15 protein-coding genes are annotated in these 18283 nt (G+C 71.5%); 5 read left to right on the top strand and 10 right to left on the bottom strand.

Annotated features, from left to right (window positions below; translation table 11 throughout):
* On the bottom strand, positions 1–438 hold a 438-nt coding region (locus tag G5C60_RS27555), incomplete at its 3' end, for an MBL fold metallo-hydrolase (protein WP_165263630.1).
* Between the two features lie 167 nt (positions 439–605).
* On the opposite strand from G5C60_RS27555, the gene G5C60_RS27550 reads away from it, so the two are divergent.
* Both G5C60_RS27550 and G5C60_RS27545 read left to right on the top strand, forming a co-directional pair.
* Positions 606–2090 (top strand): aldehyde dehydrogenase, encoded by a 1485-nt coding sequence (locus tag G5C60_RS27550; RefSeq protein ID WP_165263622.1) that lies wholly within the window; start codon positions 606–608, stop codon positions 2088–2090.
* A complete protein-coding gene (locus G5C60_RS27545) occupies positions 2090–2323 on the top strand; it encodes a ferredoxin (protein WP_165263621.1) in 234 nt (77 codons plus the stop codon). The genes G5C60_RS27550 and G5C60_RS27545 overlap by 1 nt, the downstream gene beginning before the upstream one ends.
* 40 nt (positions 2324–2363) lie before the next feature.
* On the opposite strand, the gene G5C60_RS27540 is transcribed toward G5C60_RS27545, so the two are convergent.
* A complete protein-coding gene (locus tag G5C60_RS27540; protein WP_241267108.1) occupies positions 2364–3053 on the bottom strand; it encodes a TetR family transcriptional regulator in 690 nt (229 codons plus the stop codon).
* A 219-nt stretch (positions 3054–3272) separates the two neighbouring features.
* On the opposite strand from G5C60_RS27540, the gene G5C60_RS27535 reads away from it, so the two are divergent.
* From G5C60_RS27535 to G5C60_RS27525, 3 genes are read left to right on the top strand one after another with little or no spacing between them, the layout of a single operon-like run.
* A complete protein-coding gene (locus G5C60_RS27535; RefSeq protein ID WP_165263620.1) occupies positions 3273–4673 on the top strand; it encodes a glycosyltransferase in 1401 nt (466 codons plus the stop codon).
* Positions 4667–5437 (top strand): methyltransferase domain-containing protein, encoded by a 771-nt coding sequence (locus G5C60_RS27530; RefSeq protein WP_165263619.1) that lies wholly within the window; start codon positions 4667–4669, stop codon positions 5435–5437. Before G5C60_RS27535 ends, G5C60_RS27530 begins: the two co-directional genes overlap by 7 nt.
* Positions 5434–6513, top strand: a complete 1080-nt coding sequence (locus tag G5C60_RS27525) for a prenyltransferase/squalene oxidase repeat-containing protein (protein WP_165263618.1) — start codon at positions 5434–5436, stop codon at positions 6511–6513. The genes G5C60_RS27530 and G5C60_RS27525 overlap by 4 nt, the downstream gene beginning before the upstream one ends.
* A gap of 58 nt (positions 6514–6571) precedes the next feature.
* Here G5C60_RS27525 and G5C60_RS27520 read toward each other — a convergent pair whose 3' ends face one another.
* The 8 genes from G5C60_RS27520 to G5C60_RS27485 form a co-directional block, all read right to left on the bottom strand.
* The gene (locus G5C60_RS27520; protein ID WP_165263617.1) at positions 6572–7267 is read right to left on the bottom strand and encodes an alpha/beta fold hydrolase; all 696 of its coding nucleotides are present in this window, start codon (positions 7265–7267) and stop codon (positions 6572–6574) included.
* 135 nt (positions 7268–7402) lie between these two features.
* Complete coding sequence (locus G5C60_RS27515) at positions 7403–7696, bottom strand: hypothetical protein (protein ID WP_165263616.1); 294 nt, start codon at positions 7694–7696, stop codon at positions 7403–7405.
* A 90-nt stretch (positions 7697–7786) separates the two neighbouring features.
* Complete coding sequence (locus G5C60_RS27510) at positions 7787–8806, bottom strand: LLM class F420-dependent oxidoreductase (RefSeq protein ID WP_165263615.1); 1020 nt, start codon at positions 8804–8806, stop codon at positions 7787–7789.
* A 104-nt stretch (positions 8807–8910) separates the two neighbouring features.
* Positions 8911–9765, bottom strand: coding sequence for a DUF5336 domain-containing protein (locus G5C60_RS27505; protein WP_165263614.1), 855 nt, complete (start codon positions 9763–9765; stop codon positions 8911–8913).
* Positions 9766–9929: 164 nt separating this feature from the next.
* On the bottom strand, positions 9930–10922 hold the full coding sequence (locus G5C60_RS27500) for an N-acetylmuramoyl-L-alanine amidase (protein WP_165263613.1): 993 nt from the start codon (positions 10920–10922) through the stop codon (positions 9930–9932).
* 10 nt (positions 10923–10932) lie between these two features.
* Positions 10933–15612, bottom strand: coding sequence for a cation-translocating P-type ATPase (locus G5C60_RS27495; protein ID WP_165263612.1), 4680 nt, complete (start codon positions 15610–15612; stop codon positions 10933–10935).
* A 150-nt stretch (positions 15613–15762) separates the two neighbouring features.
* Positions 15763–16413, bottom strand: coding sequence for a class I SAM-dependent methyltransferase (locus G5C60_RS27490; RefSeq protein ID WP_165263611.1), 651 nt, complete (start codon positions 16411–16413; stop codon positions 15763–15765).
* 265 nt (positions 16414–16678) lie between these two features.
* Positions 16679–18178, bottom strand: a complete 1500-nt coding sequence (locus tag G5C60_RS27485) for an MFS transporter (RefSeq protein WP_165263610.1) — start codon at positions 18176–18178, stop codon at positions 16679–16681.
* Positions 18179–18283 lie beyond the last annotated feature (105 nt).

Genomic DNA, 18283 nt, shown 5'->3' with positions numbered 1-18283 from the left:
GCCGGGCAGGTCGCGGGGGTGGGCGGTACGCAGGGGCGCCACGTGTTCCTCGGGCGCTCCGGCGGCGGTGAGCTTGTCCGTCATGTACGCGAACCAGCGGCCGGGCCGGGTCTCGCGCGTGCGCCGTACGATCGAGGCGTCCGCCGCGTGCATCGCGACCCAGGCGCCGGAGGCCTCCCGTACCTTGCCGGACAGCCCGTGGTGATCAGGGTGGTGATGGGTGATCACCACGCCGTGGATCTCCGAGACCGAAGTGCCGCACTCCGCAAGGCCGTCGGTCAGCGTCTCCCAGGACGCCGGGTCGTCCCAGCCCGTGTCGACGAGGACCGGGCCGCGGTCGGTGTCGACCAGGTACACCAGCGTGTACCCGAGCGGGTTGTCCGGAATGGGAACCCTGAGGGACCGTACGCCCCCGCCGTGGTCGGTCACCTGTGTCATGGACTCCCCGTTCTGATCCTCGTCATGGTCCTCGTCCTGGTCCTCTTCGGCATGGCCATTGCTCATGATAACTAGAACTGGTATCAGTTCCTCGTGCGTATCTGAAACAGCGTCAGGAAGTGTCAGGAAGTAGTGGGATCGCCCGGCTCCGCAGGAGGCAGTCGCTCATGACCGAGCTCGTGGAACACGGACAGCTGTTCATCGGCGGGGAATTGACGGACCCCCTGGGCAAGGACGTCATCGAGGTGGTCTCGCCGCATACGGAAGAGGTCATCGGGCGTGTGCCGCACGCCTCGACGGCCGACGTGGACAGGGCGGTCGCGGTGGCGCGCACCGCGTTCGACGAGGGGCCCTGGCCGCGCATGACCCTCGACGAGCGGATCGAGGTCGTCACCCGGATCAAGGACGCGTTCGCCGTACGGCACGAGGAGATCGCCCGCGTCATCTCGTCCGAGAACGGCACCCCGTACACCTCATCCGTGATGGTGCAGGCCCTCTCCTCGATGATGGTGTGGGACTCGGCGATCGCCATCGCACGCGGCTTCACGTACGAGGAGCAGCGCGACGGCGTCCTCGGGAAGCTGCTCGTGCGGCGTGAGCCGGTCGGCGTGGTCGCGGCCGTCGTGCCGTGGAACGTGCCGCAGTTCACCGCCGCCGCCAAGCTCGCGCCCGCGCTGCTCGCGGGCTGCACCGCGATCTTGAAGGTGTCGCCCGAAACCCCTCTCGACGCCTACCTGCTGGCGGAGATCGTCGCCGAGGCCGGGCTGCCCAAGGGTGTGCTGTCGATCCTGCCCGCCGACCGTGAGGTGAGTGAGTACCTGGTCGGGCACCCCGGCGTCGACAAGGTGTCGTTCACCGGATCGGTCGGAGCGGGCAAGCGGGTCATGGAGGTCTGCTCGCGCAACCTCACCCGCGTCACCCTCGAACTGGGCGGCAAGTCGGCCGCGGTGATCCTGCCGGATGCCGACGCGGCGACGGCGGTGCAGGGCATCGCGCCCTTCGCGTGGATGATCAACGGCCAGGCGTGCGTGGCCCAGACCCGGATCCTCGTGCCGAGCACCCGCTACGACGAGTTCGCCGAGGCCTTCGCCACCGTCGCGAGCGGCCTCAAAGCAGGCGATCCGCTCGACCCGGCCACGGAGTTGGGACCGCTGGTCGCCCGGCGCCAGCAGCAGCGCTCGCTCGACTACATCCGCATCGGCCAGGAGGAGGGCGCCAAGCTCCTCACCGGCGGCGGCCGGCCGCCCGGCCTGGACCGCGGCTGGTACGTGGAAGCCACCCTCTTCGGCGACGTCGACAACTCCATGCGGATCGCCCGCGAGGAGATCTTCGGCCCGGTGATCTGCCTCCTGCCGTACGGCGACGAGAGCGAGGCCGTGAAGATCGCGAACGACTCGGAGTACGGGCTGAGCGGCAGTGTGTGGACTGCGGACGTCGAGCGCGGCATCGAGGTCGCGCGTCAGGTCCGTACGGGCACGTACTCCGTCAACACCTTCAGCCTCGACATGCTCGGCCCGTTCGGCGGCTACAAGAACTCCGGCCTGGGGCGGGAGTTCGGGCCGGAGGGGTACGGCGAGTACTTCGAGCACAAGATGATCCACCTCCCCGCCGGGTACACAGGCCCTGCCGGGAGCGAGGTCGAGGGGGCCTGATGGGTGACCGCTGGCACATCGAGGTCGACCGCTCGGTCTGCATCGGCTCCGCCCAGTGCGTCAACCAGGCCCCACACGCCTTTCACCTCGACTCCGCCCGGCAGTCCCACCCCGTCGAACCGGAGACCGACGCCAACGAGAAGGCGCTGGAGGCGGCGGAGGGGTGCCCGGTGGAGGCCATCATGATCACGCTGCTGGGCAGCGGGGAGCCGGTGTTTCCGCCCGAGGAGTGAGCCTCCCCGGGCGGGTGTGAATCGGTGGTGACACCGCCGGTCAGTCGTCGGTTGACGTGAGGTCGATCAACCGGCAGACCATCTCGATGTCGATCTTGACCTGGGCGATGGAGGCGCGGCCGGAGAGCCAGGTGATGAGGGCCGAGTGCCAGGTGTGTTCGATGACGCGGACCGCGGAGAGCTGGGCGGGAGTGGGGTCGTCCAGGCCCATCGCGTACAGGATCATCGCCGTGGTCTGGCGGGAGACCTGGTCGACCTCCGGGCTGACGCTGCGGTCCGCGAACGTCAGGGCGCGGACCATGGCGTCGGCGAGATGCGGCTCGCGCTGGAGGGCGCGGAAGGCCCGCATCAGGGTCTCGGCGACGCGCTCCGCCGCCGTGTCACCGGCCGGCGGCTTCTTGCGCAGGGTGCCGTGCATGTGCCCGAGCTGGTCCTGCATCGTGGCGACCAGCAGGTGGATCTTCGACGGGAAGTAGCGGTACAGCGTGCCGAGAGCGACCTGCGAGGCCTCCGCGACCTCACGCATCTGCACCGCGTCGAAACCGCCCCGGCTGGCGAGCTGCGCGCTCGCGTGCAGAATGCGCCGCCGCCGGGCCTCCTGACGCTCGGTCAGCGGTGGCGAGTCCGGCTGCCCGGCGCGCACCGCCGGGTGCGCGGCCCTCGGCGCCGCTTGCGCGGTCTTCGCGGCCGGCTGCCCGGCCTTCGCCGGAGTCTTGGCTTCCGCAGGCATGTGTCCCGTTCCGTGACGTTCGTGAAGGAGGGTCGGTTGGGCGGGGTTGGCGACAGCAGAGTAGAGCCTCGCCGTGGCGTGAATCACCTGATCCACCGCTCACAGAACGGCTACCTGCCGGTAAATTCAGTGCTCCCTGAACGATCAAGTCTGAAACTTGTTCTAGATTACCTTCCCGAAGTAATCTCGCGGGAATGTGCTGGAAGAAGGGGGCCTGGAGTGACCGCAGAGGCCATGGAGGCGGGCCCCGAGGAGGGCTCGGCCGCTGACGGCGACCGACCATTGCGCATCGCGCTCCTCACCTACAAAGGGAACCCGTTCTGCGGCGGTCAGGGCGTCTACGTACGGCACCTCTCGCGCGAACTCGCCCGCCTCGGCCACCGGGTGGAGGTCATCGGATCCCAGCCGTACCCCGTGCTCGACGAGGGCAGGAGCGAGGGCGGGGGTGTGGGCTCCGGCGGCCTGAGCCTCACCGAGCTGCCCAGCCTCGACCTGTACCGCCACCCGGACCCCTTCCGCACTCCGAAGCCCGGCGAGTTCCGCGACTGGATCGATGTCCTCGAAGTCGGCACGATGTGGACCGGCGGCTTCCCCGAGCCGCTGACCTTCTCCCTCCGCGCCCGGCGCCATCTCCGCGCCCGCCGCGGCGAGTTCGATGTCGTGCACGACAACCAGACCCTCGGCTACGGCCTGTTGGGCGACGTGGGCGCGCCGCTCCTCACGACGATCCATCACCCCATCACCGTGGACCGGCAGTTGGAGCTGGACGCGGCGACGGGCTGGCGCCAACGGTTCTCCAAACGCCGCTGGTACGGATTCACGCGCATGCAGAAGCGCGTCGCGCGCCGCCTCCCGTCCGTACTCACCGTCTCCGGCACGTCCCGCCAGGAGATCGTCGACCATCTCGGCGTACGCGACGACCGCATCCACGTCGTGCACATCGGCGCCGACACCGACCTCTTCTCGCCGGATCCGTCCGTGCCGCAGGTGCCGGGGCGGATCGTCACCACGTCCAGTGCCGACGTGCCGCTGAAGGGGCTCGTCTACCTCGTCGAGGCGCTCGCCAAGGTGCGCACCGAGCACCCCGCCGCCCACCTCGTCGTCGTCGGCAAGCGAGCCGAGGACGGACCGGTCGCCCAGATCATCGAGCGGTACGGGCTCGAGGGCGCCGTCGAGTTCGTGAAGGGCATCTCCGACGCCGAGCTGGTCGACCTCGTACGGTCCGCCGAGGTCGCCTGCGTGCCGTCCCTGTACGAGGGCTTCTCGCTGCCCGCCGCCGAGGCGATGGCGACGGGCACGCCCCTTTTGGCCACGACCGGCGGGGCGATCCCGGAGGTGGCGGGCACGGACGGCGAGACCTGCCTGGCCGTCCCGCCCGGCGACGCGGGTGCGCTGGCCGCTGGGCTGAGCAGACTTCTCGGCGACCCCTCGCTTCGTGCGCGGCTCGGCTCCGCCGGGCGTGAGCGGGTGCTGCGGCGGTTCACGTGGGCACGGGCGGCCGAGGGCACGGTGGCCCGGTACCGCGAGGCGATCGCCGGCTCCGCGGCCTCGCAGGATCGGGGCGTCGCCCCCACCACCCCCGTTGACACCCCTCACCGCGAAAGCAGGGCCACGTGCTGACCGTCGACTTCTCCCGGTTCCCGCTCGCCCCGGGCGACCGCGTGCTGGACCTCGGGTGCGGGGCCGGCCGCCACGCCTTCGAGTGCTACCGGCGCGGAGCGCACGTCGTGGCCCTTGACCAGAACGGCGAGGAGATCCGCGAGGTCGCCACCTGGTTCGCCGCGATGAAGGAGGCGGGCGAGGCCCCCGAGGGAGCGAGCGCCCTCGCCATGGAGGGCGACGCGCTCCAACTCCCCTTCCCCGACGAGTCGTTCGACGTCGTGATCATCTCCGAGGTCATGGAGCACATACCCGACGACAAGGGCGTACTCGCCGAGATGGTCCGCGTGCTGAAGCCGGGCGGCCGCATCGCGGTCACCGTCCCGCGCTACGGGCCCGAGAAGGTCTGCTGGGCGCTGTCCGACGCGTACCACGAGGTCGAGGGCGGCCACATCCGCATCTACAAGGGCGACGAACTGCTCGGCAGGATGCGCGAGGCAGGACTGAAGCCGTACGGCACCCATCACGCCCACGCCCTGCACAGTCCGTACTGGTGGCTGAAGTGCGCGTTCGGTGTCGACAAGGACAAGGCGCTGCCGGTGCGGGCGTACCACAAGCTCCTGGTCTGGGACATCATGAAGAAGCCGCTCGCCACGCGGGTCGCCGAGCAGGCGCTGAACCCGCTGATCGGCAAGAGCTTCGTGGCGTACGCGACCAAACCGCATCTGCCCGTCGGGGCCGCCGCCGTGGACGCTCCGGTCGACGCCTCGGTGGACGCTTCGTGACGACACCCCGTACAGAACACCTCGTCCTGTCCGGGGTGCTCACCGCGGAGCAGGCCGCCGCGACGGTGCGGAGCCTGCTCGCCGTGCAGCGCACCGACGGCGCCATACCCTGGTTCCGCGGGCACCACCTCGACCCGTGGGACCACACCGAGGCCGCCATGGCGCTCGACGCGGCGGGCGAGCACGAGGCCGCCGAGCGGGCGTACGACTGGCTGGCCCGGCACCAGAACGAGGACGGCTCCTGGTACGCCGCGTACGCCGACGGGGACGCCGACGACGTCACCGACCGCGGCCGTGAGACCAACTTCTGCGCATACGTCGCCGTCGGCGTCTGGCACCACTACCTGGCGACCGGCGACGACACCTTCCTGGACCGGATGTGGCCGATGGTCTACGCGGCCATGGAGTTCGTGCTCCGGCTCCAGCAGCCCGGCGGGCAGATCGGCTGGCGGTGCGAGGACGACGGCACCGGAGCCGACGAAGCGCTGCTGACCGGGAGTTCGTCCATCCACCACGCGCTGCGCTGCGCGCTCGCGATCGCCGAGCAGCGCGAAGAAGCGCAGCCTGACTGGGAGTTGGCGGTGGGCGCGCTGCGGCACGCGATACGGCGGCACCCGGAGCGGTTCCTCGACAAGAGCCGTTACTCGATGGACTGGTACTACCCCGTGCTGGGCGGGGCGCTCACCGGCGCCGAGGCGAAGGAACGTATCGAGAGGGACTGGGACCGCTTCGTGGTCCCCGGAGTAGGCGTACGCTGCGTCGTCCCCAACCCCTGGGTAACGGGCGGCGAGTCCGCCGAACTCGCCCTGGCGCTCTGGGCCGTGGGGGAGTCCGACCGAGCCCTGGACATCCTCCAGTCCATCCAGCACCTACGGGACCCGGAGACCGGCCTGTACTGGACGGGCTACGTCTTCGAGGACCAAGCCGTCTGGCCGGAGGAGCTGACGGCCTGGACGGCGGGTTCCCTACTCCTCGCCGTCGCCGCACTGGGCGGCGACGAGGCGACGTGCGCGGTGTTCAGCGGGGAGAGGCTACCGAGGGGCTTGGACACCGACTGCTGCGCCGAAGCCCCGTAAGGGGCGCGGGGAACTGCGCGACCAGCCACGACGGTGCCGCAGACGATCGACGGGCGCATCAGCCGTGAACGGAGTTCAGGACGGCGGCGAGCTTTCCAGGCGCGCTGATCATCGCCATGTGACCGGTGTCGAGATCAACGACCTCCGGCCGGAGCAGCGCGATGGACCGCTGCTGGAGTTCCTCCACGTAGCACTGGTCGCGCGTGAGGTGCACGTACGTCCGAGGAATGTCCCGGCGGTAACCGCCGAGATCCACCGTCTCGCTGAGCAGCGCGGCCGAGTCGTCGGCCAGCCGGTCCAGCGTGGCCGCGGCGGTCGTCTCGTCCATGTCGTTGCACAGCATCGCGGCGGCGCCCTCGCGGGTCTGGTGGTAGACCCCGCCGGCGATGGACTGCTCGACCATGCCCCGCACGCCGGGATCGATCTGGTCGAGCACCCGGGAACCGTCGGGAGGCACCACGGCCGACACGAGGACGACGTGACGGATCCGGTCGGGCATGAGGTCCAGGACGCGCGGCACCGTGACTCCCGCGAAGGAGTGGCCGACCAGCACCACATCCCGTAGATCCTTGGCCTCGACGTCCTCCCGGACCGCTTCGGCGCAGTCCGCGAGAGTGACCGTGGCCAGTTCGACCTCGGCCCTCGTCCCGCGGCCCGGAAGGTCGACTGCCAACGCTTCCGCCTGCAGATGGGGGACCAGTTCGTCCCAGCAGTTCGCGCCGAAGCCGGCTCCGTGGATCAGAACGAAGGACATGGGCCAACTCCTCGTCGTCGATGCCGGGAACCTTAACTGAATTCAGCTCAGTGGCATAGAGGCTGATCGACGACGCGGCGTCGGGCGTCCGAGCCCGAAGCCGTGCTCAGGAGCCGTGCTCCGAAGCGGGATCGCTCAGTGGCGGTGCATGCGGTGAGCGACCGCGTGGCCCACGAAGAGGTACACGACGGCGGCCAGTCCGTAACCGGCGACGACCCGGGCCCAGCTCTCGTCGAACGTGAACAGATCGTGGGACCAGCCGGCCAGCCACCGGGCCGCGTCCTGGATGAACTGCACGAAGTCGTTCGCCCGGTTCGCGTCCAGCAGGTACATCAGGATCCACAGCCCGAGGATGAAGGCCATGACGTCGGCCACGACCGCGATGACCCTGCCCGCTTGGTTTGTGCCGTTGCGATATCGAGGGGACATGCCCGCCGAGTAGCCCTTGAATCCGGGATGAAACCGCCCGGCCCGACTGCCCTTTCCGACCGCCCTTCCCGACCGCCCGGCCCGACTGCCTCACGCCGAGGTCTCGTTGAGTTCGGCCAGGACCCGGAGGGTGTGCGGATCGGGGGACAGGACCAGCAGGTCGGTCACCGGGCCCTTGCGCCACAACTCCAGGCGTTCCGCGATGCGTTCGCGGGGACCGACCAGCGAGATCTCGTCGGCGAAGGCGTCGGGGACGGCGAGTACGGCCTCCTCGCGGCGGCCCTCCAGGAACAGTTGCTGGATGCGACGGGCCTCGGTCTCGTACCCCATGCGCGCCATGAGGTCGGCGTGGAAGTTGCGCTTCGCGTGGCCCATACCGCCGATGTAGAAGCCGAGCATTGTTTTTACGGGGAGAAGGCCTTCGGTGACGTCGTCGCAGACCCTGGCCTGGGCCATGGGGGCGATCAGGAAGTCGTCGCGTACGCCGGTCAGGGACGCCTCGTACACGTCGGGGCGCAGCGGCGACCAGTACAGGGGGAGCCAGCCGTCCGCGATCCGGGTCGTCTGGGCGATGTTCTTCGGGCCCTCGGCGCCCAGGAGTATCGGCAGGTCGGGGCGCAGGGGGTGTGTGATGGGCTTGAGGGCTTTGCCAAGGCCTGTGCCGTCCGGGCCTCGGTACGGGTGGGAGTGGAAGCGGCCGTCCAGCTCAACGGGGGCCTCGCGCATGAGGACTTGGCGTACGACATCGACGTACTCCCGGGTCGCGGTGAGCGGCGACTTCGGGAACGGGCGGCCGTACCAGCCCTCGACGACCTGTGGGCCCGAAAGCCCGAGGCCGAGCATCATGCGGCCGCCCGAGAGGTGGTCGAGGGTGAGCGCGTGCATGGCGGTCGTGGTGGGGGAGCGGGCGGCCATCTGGGCGACCGCCGTGCCGAGTTTGATACGGGACGTCTGCGCCGCGATCCACGTCAGCGGGGTGAAGACGTCGGAGCCCCAGGACTCGGCGGTCCACACGGAGTCGTAGCCGAGGCGTTCCGCCTCCTGCGCCAGCGGGACGTGGTCCGCCGAGGGGCCGCGTCCCCAGTAGCCGAGTGCGAGACCGAGTCGCATGCCTGCCTCCTGACGAACCGTCAGTTGTTCGGTCGAGACGGTGACTGTACGACAGCGGCCCCCCGCTCGGAAGAGCGAGGGGCCCGCGGGCGGAACCGTGCGCGTCAGCCGCGCTGGATTCCCGACGTGTCCTGAAGTACGCCGCGACGGCCGTCCTGCGTCTGGGCCACCAGGCCCGGGCCGCGCTGCTCGACGGCCAAGTACCAGGTGCCGGGCGCCAGTTCGGCGATCGGCGTCGGCGAACCGTCCTCCGCGTACAGCGGACGCGGCATCGGCACGGCGAACCAGAACGGCGAGAAGGCGTCGGCGGGCGGCTGCTGCGCCTGCGGGGCCTGGGCCTGCTGCGGCTGACCGGGCTGCGCGCCGAACGGCTGACCCTGCTGCGGCTGACCGCCGTAGGGCTGGCCCGGCTGCTGCTGGGCGCCCGGGGCGCCCGGGTAGCCGTAACCACCCTGCGGCTGGGCGCCGTAGGGCTGGGGCGCGGCGGGCTTGGGCGCGGGGAGGAGGGCGCCCTTCAGAGCCGGGACGAGCGGCGTGGCGATCGCGGCGCCGGCGAGGAGGAGAGCGCCGATGAGGCCGAGGATCAGGCCGATGCCGGCGCCGGGGCCGGGGCCGGCCACCGAGCCGTCGCCGATGTTGTCGTAGCCGCTCGCCGGGTCGAAGATGTTCCCGAGCGCGCTCCAGGCGGAGGCGACGGCCAGGACGATGCCGAACGGGCCGAGTTCGAGACCGGCGACCTTGGGAGCCTGCGGCAGTCCGTGGGCGAGCACGATGAGCGCGGCGCCGATGATGCCCGTGAGGAACACGCCCATGAGGATCGGGGCGCTGCTCCAGGCGTTCGGCAGCTCGACGCCCTCGGCATCATCGAAGGAGTAGATGTCGAGGAACGACGCGATGAACAGCAACACCGCTGCTCCGATCACCACGCCGTCGCCTCGAGTGAGAGAGCGGATATTCACTTCAGTCGGTCCTTCATCAGTCGTCGTCTCGTCTTCGGTGGAGGCGTCGCTGTCACCATGTCGCCGTACGGCCGCGGTGTGAAGCGCGGGGGTGGCCCCTCATCGTAGGGACGACACTATCGTCCGGCCGAGAGGGGTGCGTGTCCGGATCCGTGCGCCGATCATTACCCGCGCAGGAAACTCACGATTCCCGCAGAGATTCCATGCGCCGCCTTCTGCCTCCACGCGCCGCTGGTCAGCAGAGCCGCGTCCTTGCTGTCGCGCATGTTGCCGCACTCGATGAACACCTTGGGAACCGTTGACAGATTGAGACCGCCGAGGTCCGTGCGTACGTCGAGTCCGGCGTCGCCCGCGTAGTTGGACGGTGCGCTGCCGGTCGCCCTGACGAAGTGGCCGGCGATGTGCTCGCCGAGGTCGCGGGACGTGGCGACGATCGGGCGGGTGTCGGCGTCGCCCTCGTGCACGGAGCCCGGCAGGATCACGTGGAAGCCGCGGTTTCCGGTCGCCGAGCCGTCCGCGTGGATGGAGACCACGGCGTCCGCGTCCGCCTTGTTGCCGATCCGGGCCCGCTCGTCGACGCACGGACCCCAGGCGCGGTCGCCGTCCTGCGTGAACTTCACGGTGGCGCCCTCCTTTTCGAGGAGGGTGCGCACGCGGTGCGAGACGTCGAGGGTGAACCGGGCTTCCGTGTAACCGTCGTTGGTGGACGTGCCCGTCGTGTCGCACTCCTTCGAGTTCGTACCGATGTCGACCTTGCGGTTGATCTCGGCCGTGTGCTGGAAGTTGCCGGGGTTGTGACCCGGGTCGATGACGACGACCTTGCCCTTGAGGGGGCCGGAGGCGGCGGGGCGCGAAGTGGACGAGCCGGCGGGGGACTTGCTCGGCTTCTTGGCGTCGTCCGTACCGGGAGTGGTGAGGGAGGAGGGCGCATCGGCTGCGGGCGTGTCCGGTCCGGGCGTGTCCCGCGAAGACGGCGACTGCGCCACCGACCCGCCTGACCCGTCCGAGCCGCTGCCGCCCGAGTCACCCACCGCCTGCCACACCAGCCATCCCACCAACGCGCCCGGTACGAGCGCGGCGACGGCGACGGTCAGCGGTCCGCGCCGGATACGGCGCGGCGGGCGGGGAGGATCGAAGTCCGGACCTACGTACGACACGGCAGCCACCTTACGGGGCGGCCACCGCCGTCCGCAGCGCGCCGGAGACGCCGCCGAGGGTGTCGGAGACTCCGCCGAGGGCTCCGGAGGCCCGTGCGACCGCCCGTGTCAGGAGGGGAGAGCCGACCGTGCCGAGGAGCATGGCCGCGGCGATCGCGCCGAGTGCGATGGACCAGGCGATGGGGCCAAGTGGGGTACAGCCGAAGAACTGGCTGACGCCCGGGGTCTGGATGATGGCGGCCAGGACCGCCGCCGAGCCCAGGCTCGCGGCGACGACGTGCCAGTCGAGGCCGCCGGTGGCGAGGGTCTGCGCCAGTTGTGTACCGACGACCGCGGCGAGCGACACCGTGGCGGCGCGGCGCCCCCGGCCCGTCAGCCGGGCCGCGCCCCAGGCCAGCGCGGCCCCGGTGGCGGTGATGACGCCGCGGAGCAGCATCTCGTTGGTCAGCGCGGTACCGAGGGAGCGGCGCGGACCCTCCTCCAGGAGCCGTTCGCCGGTCTGGCGGGTCGGTTCGCGTACGGCGATGGCCAGGGACGGCGCGAGGTCGGTCAGCAGGTTCACCAGCATGATCTGGCGGGCGTTGAGCGGCGTAGTGCCGGTGAGCGCCGAGATGAGCACACTGAAGGTCACCTCGCCCAGATTGCCGCCGATGAGAATGCCGAGCGCGGTCCGCACCGAGGCCCACATGGCCCGGCCCTCCATCAGCGCCGACACGATCGTCTCCAGGCGGTCGTCGCCGACCACCAGGTCCGCGGCGGCGGTCGCGGCCGGGGTGCCGCGGCGGCCCAGGGCGATACCGATGTCCGCGAGGCGGATGGCGGGCGCGTCGTTGGCGCCGTCGCCGGTCATCGCCACGACCCGGCCGATGCGCTGGTACGCCTGGACGATACGGACCTTGTGGTGCGGGCTGCAGCGGGCGATGACGTCCACGGTCGGCAGCAGTTCGTCGAGTCCGGCGTCGTCGAGCTCGTCCAGCTCGGCGCCGGTGCAGACCTTGGGATCCGTGATGTCGCTGATCGTGGAGGCGATGGCGTCGGCGGTGGCCGGGTGGTCGCCGGTGATCATCACGGTCTGTACGCCGGCCTCCCGCAACCGCGCGGTCGCGGGCGCGGCGCTCGCCCGTACCGGATCGGCCAGCGTGAGGAACCCCAAAAACACCAGGTCCCGCACGCTGTCGTCGGTGAGGTCCTCGTCCGCGCCCATCCGGCGCTCGGCCACCGCCAGCACCCGGCGTCCGGCGCCGGCCAGCCGCTCCGCCTCGGCGGTCAGCCGGCCGCGCCCCTCGGCGTCGAGGGCGGCGTCCCGGCCGTCGCCGGGCCGCCTGCGCCGGGAACAGCGCTCCAGTACGTTCTCGGGGGCGCCCTTCACACTGAGCAGCAGGCCGTGCGTGGTGGCGCCGGACGTCGCGTGGTACGCCCGGGACGGCTCGAAGGGCAACGTGTCCAGGCGCCGCCAGCGGGCGGCGCCCTGCCGGGCGGTGACCTTGGCGCTGCGCGCCCCCGCGGTCACGGCCCGGTCGGTCTGGTGCGCCATGGGCTCCGCCTGCCGGGCGGGCGGGGTGGCCCGCAGCGCGGCGGCGAGCACTTCCTTGCGGGCGGTGTCGAGGCGGTCCAGGGGCAGCGCGCCGCCTCGGCCCGTGGTTTCGTCGCTGCCCCGGCCCGCCGTCTCGTCCCCCTCGCCCGTGGCCTTGTCGGCACCGGCACCGGCACCCTTGCCCGTGGCCTTGTCGCCGCTCCCGCCTGCGGCCGCGTGCACACCTCCGCCCGTAGCCGCGTCGCCGCCGTCGCTGCCGTCGCTCACGCCCCACAGCTGGAGCTTGCCCTCCGTGAGGGTGCCGGTCTTGTCGAAGCACAGGACGTCGGCGCGGCCGAGCGCCTCGATGGTGCGCGGGTTGCGTACCAGCGCGCCGACGTCGGCCAGCCGCCGGGCGGCGGCCAGTTGGGCGGCGTTGACGAGGAAGGGCAGCCCTTCCGGTACGGAGGCGACGGCCAGGTTGACCGCGGAGGCGAGGTTGTCGGACAGCGGGCGCCCGTGCAGCAGACCCGACACGGCCACCGCTCCGGCCGAGCCGATCGCGATGGGCAGGCTGGTGCGGGTGAGAGAGGCGAGCCGGGCCTCCACGCCGGTCTCCGGCGCGGCCTGCCGTGCGGTGGCGAGGCTCCGCCCCACCTCGGTGTTCGACCCGGTGGCCACCACGACGGCCACGGCCCGGCCCGCCGACACGGTGGTGCCCTCGTAGACCATCGAGCGGCGGCCGGTGATGTGCGTGGCGACGACCGGAGCCACGTCCTTGCCGACGGCGAGCGATTCGCCGGTCAGCGACGACTCGTCGACCTCGAGGCCCTCGGCCTCCAGCAGCCGGCAGTCCGCGGGTACGACGTCCTCGGGCCGCAGCAGGATGACGTCGCCCTCCACCAGCTCGCCGGCCGTGACCAGCCGCTCGCGGCCCGCCCGGCGCACCCGTGCGCCGATGGCCGAGCGCGCGAAGAGCTCGGCGAGCGCCCGCTCCGTCCGTACCCGCTGGAAGCCGCCGATGAGCGCGGAGCTGCCGGTGATGGCGGCCACGAGCGTGGCGTCGGTGCGCGAGCCGACGGCGGCGGCCAGGGCGGCGCCGCCGGCCAGGACGGGGGTCAGGGGGTTGGCCAGCTCCTCGATGAAGGCGGAGGGGAGGGTAAGCCGGGCCGGTTCGGCGGTCCCGCTGCCGTTCGTTCCGGGGCCGACGCGCGCGGCCGCCTCCTCGGAGGTCAGGCCGTCGGCAGTCGTACGCAGCCGCCGCAGGACCCGGTCGGTGGGCATCAGATGCCAGGGCACGCTGGTCACCGGCGGGGCGAGGGGACGGGCGAGCAACTGCCGGGCCCGCCAGTTGCCCAGGCAGAACGCCAGGCTCCCGGCGCTGTTGCCGACCGCCATCGTGCGGGCGGTCGCCTGCGGACGGGGGGCCCGCAGCGCGGCGACCGCGCCGACACCGCTGCCCGTGGCGGCGAGCACGTCACTGTCCCGGTCGACCCGCGCCGCCACGCCGACGGCGTCCACGATCAGTCCCGCCGCTTCGAGGTCGGCGCCGACGATCAAGTGGGCACCCCACGCCGGGTGTTCGCCTTCGCCGTGCACGCCGACGCCGCAGTCCGCCACGCCCAGCGCCCGGCGGTTGCCGGAGACGAGCAGGATCACCGCGCCGTCGGCCTGGAGTCCGCGTACCGAGGCGACGAGGCGATCGCCCGCCGGCACCACCGCGTCGGCGAACGTGAACGCCGGGGTATCGCGGTCGGTGGCCAGCACCACCCGGGCCCCCGCTCGACGGGCCGCCGCCGCGACGGCCTCGGCGCCCGGGGCCGTCTGGGTGGCAAGGCCCGCCACGGCCTGGAGCCGGCGCCCGTGGGCCAGGCCGAGTATCCGCTCGCTGCCGCGCCGCCGCAGCCGTGCCTCGGCCTGGCGCCCGGTGCGGCCCGTCAGGTCCAGCTCGGCCAGGGGACCCAGGGTCCAGCCTTCGTCGTCCCGTACGGTCCGCAGGGGCGAGTCCGCGTCGAAGAGGGCGAAGAGCCGTTCCGCGGTCCCCTCGGGATCGGCGCCGCTGAGCAGTTCCAGGTCCACGGGCTCGTACCGGTCGCCGCGTAGCGCGTCCTCGTCCAGGACCACGGTGTCCACCTGCCCGAGCCGCCGCAGGGCGCCCCGGTCCATGGTCACCACGCCCCGCAGCGCCAGGGCCCTGCCGAGATGGCTGGCGAAGCCCTCCCGGCCGGCTTCCGGAGCCTTCGGTACGGCGGACAGGGCGACGGCGATCGCCCGGCGGGGTCCGGCGAACGGCACCGTGAGGGCACCGGCGGTCAGGCCCGCCGCCATGGCGCGCTCGGCGTACCGGTCCGTCGTGTCCTTGGGTGTCGGACCGGCCCGGTCGATCACGAGGGGCTCGGCCGAGGCGTCGTCAGGCCCGCGTACGAGCCGGGGCTCCGCCTCGTCCCAGGCCTCCCTCTCCGCGGTGGCCTCCCGCCACTGCGCGATGCGCTCCAGTACGTCCAGGGCGATGCCGCCGCCGCGCGTGGCGACACCCTGGGCCAGTGCGTTGACGACCGGCAGGAACGACTCGGCCTGCTCCGTGCCGCCGACCGCGGCGACCAGATGCCGCAGCCGCGGGTGGTACTTGAGGGCACCGGCGAGCGCCGCCACTTCCGGCGGCAGCCTGATCCACGGAGCCAGCTGCCGCACGGCGGTCAGCGCGAGGCCCACCGTGTCGGCGGCCAGCGCCGGCACCGTCTGGCGGGTGCTGGGACCCTCGCACGGATGCTGCGGCTCGGTGCACCACTCGTCGAACTCATCGGCCCGCGCCCCGACTTCGGCCTCCGCGCGATCGACGAGCGCGATCAGCTCACGCTCGGGCGGAGGCGGCGAGGTCACGGCCACCACGACACGCTCGGACGGTGCGTTCACCCGCGCCCAGACCACCCCCGGATGCTCTTCCAGCGTCCGCTCCACATGCCGGACGAGCCGGTCCCCGTCCGCGCCCCGGGCCCCGTTCACCTTGATGTAGCAGCGCCCGGTCCGCCACCACACGCCACGCTTCGGCAGCCCCATGAGCCGGCCCGCAACATCGGCGGCGCCGCGCACACCGGCCGCCACGCCGTACGACACGCCGGACGCCACGGGCGCGAGCAGCGAGGGCGGCCGCAGAAGCAGACCTGGCAGGGGTGACATGGGCAGACGCCTCCTGTCCGTCGTCGCGGGGTGAACTGGGCCCGAGTAGCCGTTTACGCCCGCTTCAACCGTCGCGGAATAGATACCCCGAAACGGAGAAAACCCGCACATACGGAAACAGCCCACTCATGCAGACAGAAGCAGCCCGCCTCAGAACCCCGCGCCCGTCCGCCGCAGGACACGCAGCGAGTCGGTCGCCGAGACCTCGGTGAACGCGCCGGAGTCCAGGGCGCGGAGGTAAACGCGGTACGGAGCCTGCCCGGTGAACTCGTCCACCGGGTCGGGGAACACGTCGTGGATCAGCAGCAGTCCGCTCTCGGCGACATGCGGGGCCCAGCCCTCGTAGTCACCGGACGCGTGCTCGTCGGTGTGGCCGCCGTCGATGAAGACGAACCCGAGGGGCGTCCGCCAGAAGGCGGCGATCTGCGGCGAACGGCCGACCATCGCGACCACGTGATCCTCGAGTCCCGCCCGGCGCAGCGTTCGCCGGAAGGTGGGGAGCGTGTCCATCAGGCCGAGTTCGGGGTCGACGGTCGTCGGGTCGTGGTACTCCCAGCCCGGCTGCTGCTCCTCGCTGCCACGGTGATGATCGACCGTGATCGCCGTGACCCCGGCCCGGCGAGCCGCGTCGGCAAGCAGAACCGTGGAACGCCCGCAGTACGTCCCGATCTCCAGAAGCGGCAGCCCCAGCGCACCGGCCTCGACCGCGGCACCGTACAACGCCAGTCCCTCACGGACGGGCATGAACCCCTTGGCCCCCTCAAAAGCGGCAACAATCTCCGGCTTTGGCGCCGAGGGCATGGGGTTCCTCCTGGTCGTACGGACCTGTGGGCGCCCATAGTGCCGCAGGCCCTCTTCACTCTGGCCGACCGGGGCGCCCCGTCAGGGGCGCGGGGCTGTATCGATTTGCGGCTCCGCCGCGCGGGCGCGCCCGCCAAAGTCCGGTGCGATACCGCGCCCCGTAGGGGCGCGGGGAACTGCGCGACCAGCCACGACGGAGCCGCGGACGATCGACGTCCTGTCCCGGCCCCGCGGCGGAGCCGCACATCGGCACAGCAGCGGAGCGCTAGCGCGGTGCCGCAGCCTCCTGCGGCTCCCCCGCGTCGGCGCGCCCAGCCACAGACGGGCCACTTTCGTACCGCGCCACCCGCGGAGCGCGCCGCGGAACGGTCCGCGGAAGGAACGCCGCGAACAACAACCCCACCGCAACAGCCCCCGCAGCGATCAGAAACGACACCCGGAACCCATGCATCGTGGGAACCGCAACCCCGTTCACCTGGTTCGCCGTATTCGCCAGCACCATCCCGATGACGGCACTCGACACCGACGTACCGATGGACCGCATCAACGTGTTGAGCCCGTTCGCCGCCCCCGTCTCGGACGGGTCCACGGAGCCGATGATCAGCGCGGGCAGCGAGGAGTACGCGAGCCCGATGCCCGCGCCCAGGACCACCGCGATGACGACGGTCTGCCAGGCGGCGCTCATCAGGCCGAGACCGGCGCCGTAACCCACCGCGATGATCAGCATGCCGATCATGAGGGTGGTCCTCGGGCCGTACTTGACGGACAGGCGGGCGTAGACCGGAGCCGTGAACATCATCGTCAGACCGAGCGGCGCCACGCACAGACCGGCGACGACCATGGACTGGCCGAGGCCGTAGCCGGTGGCCGTCGGCAGCTGGAGCAGCTGGGGCAGGACGAGGGACACGGCGTAGAAGGCGACACCGACCATGATCGACGCGAGGTTGGTGAACAGCACCGCGCGACGGGCCGTGGTCTGCAGGTCCACCAGCGGAGCCTTCATCCGCAGCTCCATCACGCCCCACAGGAAGAGGACGACCGCCGCCGCGCCGAACAGACCGAGCGTCGTACCCGAGCCCCAGCCCCAGTCGCTGCCCTTCGTGATCGGCAGAAGGAAGAGGACGAGACCCGCGGACAGACCGAGCGCGCCCAGCACGTCGAACGTGCCCTTGGCGCGCAGCGGGGACTCCGGTACGAAGACGAGGATGAGCACGATCGCGAGGACGCCGATGCCCGCCGCCCCGAAGAAGAGCGCGTGCCAGTCGGTGTTCTGCGCGACCAGGGCCGCGACCGGCAGCGCGAGTCCGCCGCCGACGCCGATCGAGGAGCTCATCAGGGCCATCGCCGAGCCGAGCTTCTCGCGCGGCAGTCCGTCACGCATCAGGCCGATGCCGAGCGGGATGGCGCCCATCGCGAAGCCCTGGAGGGCGCGGCCGACGATCATCACGAGCAGCTCACTCGTGAAACCGGCGATCAGCGAACCCACGACCATCACGCCGAGGCTCGTGAGCAGCATCCGCCGCTTGCCGTAGAGGTCGCCGAGCCGGCCCATGATGGGCGTGGCCACGGCACCGGCGAGCAGGGTGGAGGTCATCACCCAGGTGGCGTTGCCGGGCGTGGTGCCCAGCAGCTCGGGCAGGTCCTTGATGACCGGTACGAGCAGGGTCTGCATCACCGCGACAACGATGCCCGCGAAGGCGAGTACCGGGACGACTCCGCCGCCGGCCGGCCTCCGCGTGCGTTGGTCCGTCGCTGTCTGGGTCATTGGGTGGTGCCTCCGGGGTTTGAGCGAACCATGTGCAAGGTGAAGTACGTGCAGGGTGAACCCTGTGCGCCCAGGCAACTATTCCGTTGCTTCGGGTCGCTAACA

It is taken from the genome of Streptomyces scabichelini (assembly GCF_011045015.1).
Lineage (GTDB): Bacteria > Actinomycetota > Actinomycetes > Streptomycetales > Streptomycetaceae > Streptomyces > Streptomyces scabichelini.
Note: the sequence above shows the minus strand (reverse complement) of the source record. Positions and strands in the feature narration are given on the sequence as shown.